This window comes from Lactobacillus gallinarum DSM 10532 = JCM 2011, assembly GCF_001434975.1.
Classification (GTDB): Bacteria; Bacillota; Bacilli; order Lactobacillales; family Lactobacillaceae; genus Lactobacillus; species Lactobacillus gallinarum.
On sequence record NZ_AZEL01000074.1, the window covers coordinates 1 to 845 of the forward strand.

1 protein-coding gene is annotated in these 845 nt (G+C 41.1%); it reads right to left on the minus strand.

Annotated features, from left to right (window positions below):
• Positions 1-182 precede the first annotated feature (182 nt).
• On the minus strand, positions 183-845 hold a 663-nt coding region (locus FC37_RS08875), incomplete at its 5' end, for a mucin-binding protein (protein ID WP_156400679.1).

Here is an 845-nt window from a genome sequence, read left to right on the forward strand (position 1 = left end):
TCAGTATAACAGTAACTGGGACGGTTTTTAAGTACACTATTTTATTTGACGCTTACCTTACAATAATATCAAGGAATGGGTTTAAAGTATACAAAAAGAGCGATGACTTCTTATGAAGTTCATCGCTTTTTTCATGGTCTGGAAGTTAGTTTTTTCCCAGACACTTTCGACGTTATTAAAATCTAGTTTTTATGTTTTCTACTACGGCTACTTTCAAAACCAAGAATTGCTGCAAAACCTGTTACTAGCATTCCTAGTAAGCCGATAACGCTGGTATTAGCTTCACCAGTTTGTGGGAGTTGAGATTCATTAGCCTCATTTTTAACTGGACTTGCAACGGTTTGATCATTGTGTTCTTGCTCTGCAAGAGGTTCAGCCTTTTCAGCATTTCCGATATGTTCTTGTTTCGTAATTCTTGTCTTGTCTGATGGCAATGTAGTATCAGGTTGATCATCTGGAGATGGAGTTGGTTCCGGAACAGGCTCTGGTGTTGGAGTTGGTTCTGGAACAGGCTCTGGTGTTGGAGTTGGTTCCGGAACAGGCTCTGGTGCATAAGTTACAGTTACTACCTTCTTCAAATCATCTGGGGTTACTGTTTCACCACCGGCTACGGCCTTATCAGCCTGGTATCCAGGAATTACTGGAGTTTCAACAGTACCAAAGGTATGGCTTTGCACATTCCAAGAACCTGGATCTAAGACTGTACCAGTTACTTTATCAATTACCATGCTCTTGCTAAAGGTATATTGCTGTGTGTTATCAGCTGGAGTCTTGTCACCTGCACCTACGTAGTGAACTGTTTGCTTAACAGTCTTACTTAAGCTGTCTTTATCAGTACCTGCTGG